3 protein-coding genes and 1 pseudogene are annotated in these 5,776 nt (G+C 59.1%); all 4 read right to left on the bottom strand.

Going from position 1 to position 5,776, the window contains the following annotated elements; translation table 11 throughout:
- Positions 1–31: 31 nt before the first annotated feature.
- Complete coding sequence (locus ACRESD_RS08365; RefSeq protein WP_431750495.1) at positions 32–979, bottom strand: acetyl-CoA carboxylase carboxyltransferase subunit alpha; 948 nt, start codon at positions 977–979, stop codon at positions 32–34.
- Between the two features lie 128 nt (positions 980–1,107).
- Positions 1,108–4,629 carry a DNA polymerase III subunit alpha gene (gene dnaE / locus ACRESD_RS08360; RefSeq protein ID WP_431750494.1) on the bottom strand — a complete coding sequence of 1,174 codons (3,522 nt, stop codon included), beginning with the start codon at positions 4,627–4,629 and terminating at the stop codon, positions 1,108–1,110.
- A 75-nt stretch (positions 4,630–4,704) separates the two neighbouring features.
- On the bottom strand, positions 4,705–5,337 hold the full coding sequence (gene rnhB / locus ACRESD_RS08355) for a ribonuclease HII (protein WP_431750493.1): 633 nt from the start codon (positions 5,335–5,337) through the stop codon (positions 4,705–4,707).
- Positions 5,334–5,776 (bottom strand): annotated as a pseudogene (locus ACRESD_RS08350) (lipid-A-disaccharide synthase); the annotation flags it as partial. The gene rnhB and the pseudogene ACRESD_RS08350, both read right to left, overlap by 4 nt.

The raw sequence follows: 5,776 nt of genomic DNA, 5'->3' as shown, positions 1-5,776 counted from the left end.
GTACAGCATTGTCTGCCAGATCAGTATTTGATCAGAGACCGTAGCTCATCAGACGCTCGTAACGACGGGCCAGCAACGCTTCGTTATCCAGCTTCTTGAGCATCGCCAGTTGCGAGCCCAGTTCAGCGCGGATAGTCGCCGCAGCGGCAGCCGGGTCACGGTGAGCGCCGCCCAATGGCTCGGCGATCACTTTGTCCACGATACCCAGGCCTTTGAGGCGATCAGCGGTAATACCCATGGCTTCTGCAGCGTCAGGCGCCTTTTCTGCGGTTTTCCACAGGATCGAAGCACAACCTTCCGGCGAGATCACCGCGTAAGTCGAATACTGCAGCATGTTCAACTGGTCGCAGACGCCGATAGCCAGTGCACCGCCGGAACCACCTTCACCAATCACGGTGGCGATGATTGGGGTTTTCAGGCGGGCCATGACGCGCAGGTTCCAGGCAATCGCCTCGCTCTGGTTGCGCTCTTCAGCGTCGATGCCTGGGTAAGCACCCGGCGTATCGATGAAGGTCAGGATCGGCATCTTGAAGCGCTCAGCCATCTCCATCAGACGGCAAGCCTTGCGATAGCCTTCCGGACGCGGCATGCCGAAGTTGCGACGGACTTTCTCGCGCACTTCACGGCCTTTCTGGTGACCGATCACCATCACCGGTTGGTCGTCCAGGCGAGCGATACCGCCCACGATGGCCGCGTCGTCGGAGAAGTGGCGGTCGCCATGCAGCTCGTCGAACTCGGTGAAGATATGGTCAATGTAGTCCAGGGTGTATGGACGGCGCGGGTGGCGAGCCAGGCGCGCGATCTGCCAGCTGGTCAGCTTGCCGAAGATGTCTTCGGTCAGCGTTTTGCTCTTGTCTTGCAGGCGGGAGATTTCATCGCCGATATTCAGCGAATTGTCATTGCCGACCAGGCGCAGCTCTTCGATCTTGGCTTGCAGGTCAGCGATCGGCTGTTCGAAATCAAGAAAATTCGGGTTCATAAGCGTCCGTCTTGGGTCGACGGCCAAGGAGTGCCTGGCCAGCCGGTTGTCTATTCGCGCCCTACCTTAAGGGAGAGGCGCGTTTAGGTCGAGATTAAATGTTCAGCCGAGGTCAGGCGCTCTGACCGTCAGCGGTATTGGAGGAAGACGTTGTCTCGCCCGAACTGGTCACGCAAAGCTTGAATCAAGCCATCCGCGGGGTCAATTCGCCACGTCTCGCCGAACTGCAACATCGCCTTGGCATCGTTACCGGTGTATTCCATGGTCACAGGACACGCGCCACGGTGGCGTTTGAGCAGGTCACCCAACCAGCGTAGCTGATCGCCCTTGAGCGCCTCGGTCTTGACCTTCAAGCGCAGGCTTTCCGCAAGGTTGGTACGGGCATCTTCCATGCTCATCACCCGTTTGATCCGCAGACGCAGACCACCGGAGAAGTCATCATTGCTGACCTCCCCTTCCACCACCACCATGGCGTCGGTCTGCAGCAGCGACTGGGCAGAATGGAACGCATCGGCAAACAACGACGCCTCGATCCGTCCCGAACGGTCGTCAAGGGTGATGAAACCCATCTTGTCGCCCTTCTTGTTCTTCATCACTCGCAGGGCGATGATCATGCCGGCGACAGTCTGGGTATCCCGTGCAGGCTTCAGGTCAATGATGCGCTGACGGGCAAAACGACGGATTTCCCCTTCGTATTCGTCTATCGGGTGACCGGTCAGGTACAGGCCCAAGGTGTCTTTCTCACCTTTGAGGCGCTCCTTGAGGGTCAGCTCCTTGGCCTTGCGATGGTTCGCGTACACATCGGCGTCTTCTTCGACGAACAACCCACCAAACAAGTCAGCGTGACCGCTGTCATGGGTACGGGCAGTCTGTTCGGCGGCCTTGATCGCCTCTTCCATGGCGGTCAACAGTACCGCACGGTTGCGGTCGATGTTGGCCTGGTAAGCCTTCGGCTCATCATGAAAGTAGGGGCCGAGACGGTCGAGGGCACCGCTGCGGATCAGGCCATCAAGGGTTCGCTTGTTGATGCGCTTGAGGTCAACCCGCGCGCAGAAGTCGAACAAGTCCTTGAACGGCCCGTCCTGGCGCGCTTCGGTGATGGCTTCCACCGGGCCTTCACCCACGCCCTTAATCGCGCCCAGGCCATAAATGATACGGCCTTCGTCGTTCACCGTGAACTTGAACTCCGAGGCGTTCACGTCCGGCGCATCGAGGCGCAGCTTCATGGTGCGCACTTCCTCGATCAAGGTCACGACCTTGTCGGTGTTATGCATGTCCGCCGAAAGTACCGCCGCCATGAACGGCGCCGGGTAGTGGGCTTTAAGCCAAGCGGTTTGGTACGACACCAGGCCATAGGCGGCGGAGTGGGATTTGTTGAAGCCGTAACCGGCGAATTTTTCCACCAGGTCGAAAATGTTGCCGGCCAGGTCGGCATCGATATTGTTGGTGGCGCAACCTTCAATGAAACCGCCGCGCTGCTTGGCCATCTCCTCGGGCTTCTTCTTACCCATGGCACGACGCAGCATGTCCGCGCCACCGAGGGTGTAGCCAGCCATCACCTGGGCGATCTGCATCACCTGTTCCTGGTACAGGATGATGCCGTAGGTCGGCGCCAGTACTGGCTTGAGGCCCTCGTACTGATAGTCGGAGTGCGGGTACGCCAGCTCGGCACGGCCGTGCTTACGGTTGATGAAGTCATCCACCATGCCCGATTGCAAAGGCCCCGGACGGAACAGGGCCACCAGTGCGATCAAGTCTTCAAGGCAGTCAGGCTTGAGCTTCTTGATCAGCTCCTTCATGCCCCGGGATTCAAGCTGGAACACCGCCGTGGTTTCGGCTTTTTGCAGCAAGGCGTAGGTCGGTTTGTCGTCCAGCGGGATAAACGCAATATCCAGCGGCTCTTCATTGACCTTGGCGCGGTCACGGTTGATGGTCTTGAGCGCCCAGTCGATGATCGTCAGGGTCCGCAGCCCCAGGAAGTCGAACTTCACCAGGCCGGCCGCTTCCACGTCGTCCTTGTCGAACTGGGTAACCAGGCCATCGCCTTCTTCATCGCAATAGATCGGCGAGAAGTCGGTGAGCTTGGTCGGGGCAATAACCACGCCACCGGCGTGTTTACCGACGTTACGCACCACACCTTCGAGCTTGCGGGCCATGTCCCAGATTTCGGCGGCTTCTTCATCGACCTTGATGAAGTCACGCAGGATCTCTTCCTGCTCAAACGCCTTTTCCAGGGTCATGCCGACTTCGAACGGGATCATCTTCGACAGGCGATCGGCCAAACCGTAGGACTTGCCCTGCACACGGGCCACGTCACGGATTACAGCTTTCGCCGCCATGGAACCGAAAGTGATGATCTGGCTTACAGCGTTGCGGCCATATTTCTCGGCCACGTATTCGATCACACGGTCACGGCCGTCCATGCAAAAGTCGACGTCGAAGTCGGGCATGGAAACCCGTTCCGGGTTCAGGAACCGTTCGAACAGCAGGTCATATTCCAGCGGGTCGAGGTCGGTGATCTTCTGCACATAGGCCACCAGCGAACCAGCACCTGACCCCCGGCCTGGGCCAACCGGCACACCGTTGTTCTTGGCCCACTGGATAAAGTCCATCACGATCAGGAAGTAACCGGGGAACCCCATCTGGATAATGATATCCAGCTCGAAATTCAGCCGATCGACGTACACTTGGCGCTTGGCGTCGTAGTCTTCGGTGGTGTCCTTGGGCAGGAGAACGGTCAGCCGCTCCTCCAGGCCGTCGAAGGATACCTTGCGGAAATACTCGTCGATGGTCATGCCATCGGGAATCGGGAAGTTGGGCAGGAAGTGCTTGCCCAGCTTCACTTCAATGTTGCAGCGCTTGGCGATCTCGACCGAGTTTTCCAGGGCCTCGGGCAGGTCGCTGAACAGCTCAGCCATCTCCTCGGCGCTTTTGAGGTATTGCTCTTCGCTGTAGTTTTTCGAGCGGCGCGGGTCATCCAGGGCCCGACCTTCGCCGATGCACACACGGGTTTCGTGGGCTTCAAAATCTTCTTTCTTGATGAAACGCACATCGTTGGTCGCCACCAACGGCGCGCCCAGCTTGTCGGCCAGCGCCACGGCAGCGTGCAAATGCTCTTCATCGTTGGGACGGTTGGTGCGCTGGACTTCCAAGTAGAAACGCTCGGGGAAGACCTTCATCCACTCGCTGGCCAGTACTTCGGCCTCCTGCGGATTACCGCCGAGCAGCGCGATACCGATCTCGCCCTCCTTGGCCGCCGACAGCATGATCAGGCCTTCGCTGGCTTCGGCTACCCACTCGCGCTCGATGATGATCGAACCATTGCGCTGACCGTCGATAAAGCCACGGGAAATCAGTTCGGTGAGGTTGCGATAACCGACGCCGTTCATCGCCAGCAGGCTGATGCGACTCAGGGGGTTATCCGGGTCTTTGTTGGACAGCCACAAGTCGGCGCCACAGATCGGCTTGATCCCGGCGCCCATGGCGTTCTTGTAGAACTTGACCAGGGAGCACATGTTGTTCTGATCGGTCACCGCCACCGCAGGCATGTTCATGCCCACCAGGGTTTTGACCAGCGGTTTGATCCGTACCAGGCCGTCGACCAGGGAGTATTCAGTGTGCAGGCGTAGATGAACGAATGAAGCCGGCATAGTGATCCTGTCTTATACGTGGAAACAACAAGGCCCGGATTGTACCGGGCCTTGAGCAAAACATCAGCCTCGCGACTACACCTCGTTGAGGCTCTCCCGCGCCTCGTAGGCCAGGCGAACCGGGGCGAACGAGCGACGGTGGATCGGCGTTGGCCCCAGGCGAGCCAAGGCTTCCAGATGAACGGGTGTGGGATAACCCTTGTGACCGCCAATGCCGTAGCCGGGGTAGATCAATTCGAAAGCAGCCATTTCACGGTCCCGGCTGACCTTGGCCAGGATCGAGGCCGCAGCAATGGCAGGAACCTTGCTGTCGCCCTTGACGACCGCTTCAGCCGGCATCGTCAATTTCGGGCAACGGTTACCGTCGATCATCGCCATTTTTGGCGTGATGTGCAGGCCCTCGACGGCGCGCTGCATGGCCAGCATGGTGGCATGGAGAATATTAAGCTCATCGATTTCCTCGACTTCAGCCCGAGCAATATGCCAGCTCAGGGCCTTCTCACAGATCTCGTCGAAAAGCTTCTCGCGGCGCGCTTCTGTGAGTTTTTTCGAGTCGTTGAGACCGAGGATCGGACGGCTCGGGTCGAGAATCACCGCCGCCGTGACAACAGCGCCGCAGAGCGGGCCGCGTCCGACTTCATCAACGCCGGCCACCAGCTCGTGGGCTTCGGCAACCAGGCTGAAATCCAGTCCCATTTGCGTCGTCATAGGGTTTCCTGCTTTGCGCCGATCAAGGTGAGCACGGCATCCGCTGCCTGGTTCGACGCATCACGACGCAGGGTACGGTGAATATCGTCAAAGCCGCGGGTCTGCTCTTCGCCGCCATCGATCAAGGGAAGTACGGTTTGCGCCAGGGCTTCAGGCGTCGCATCGTCCTGCAACAACTCCGGCACCAACAGGCGCTGGGCCAACAGGTTCGGCAAGGAGATGTAGGGGCTTTTAACCATGCGCTTGAGAATCCAGAACGTCAGCGGCGCCAAGCGATAGGCCACGACCATCGGACGTTTGTACAGCAAGGCTTCCAAGGTCGCAGTGCCCGAAGCGATCAGCACAGCATCACAGGCCGCCAGGGCCAGGTGCGACTGACCATCCAAAAGCGTCAACGGCAAGTTGCGCTCTTCAAGCAGCGCCTCGATCTGCACACGGC

The sequence above is a fragment of the Pseudomonas sp. genome (assembly GCF_050739995.1).
In the GTDB taxonomy this organism is placed as follows: Bacteria; Pseudomonadota; Gammaproteobacteria; order Pseudomonadales; family Pseudomonadaceae; genus Aquipseudomonas.
This window is presented reverse-complemented; position numbering and strand designations above follow the sequence as displayed.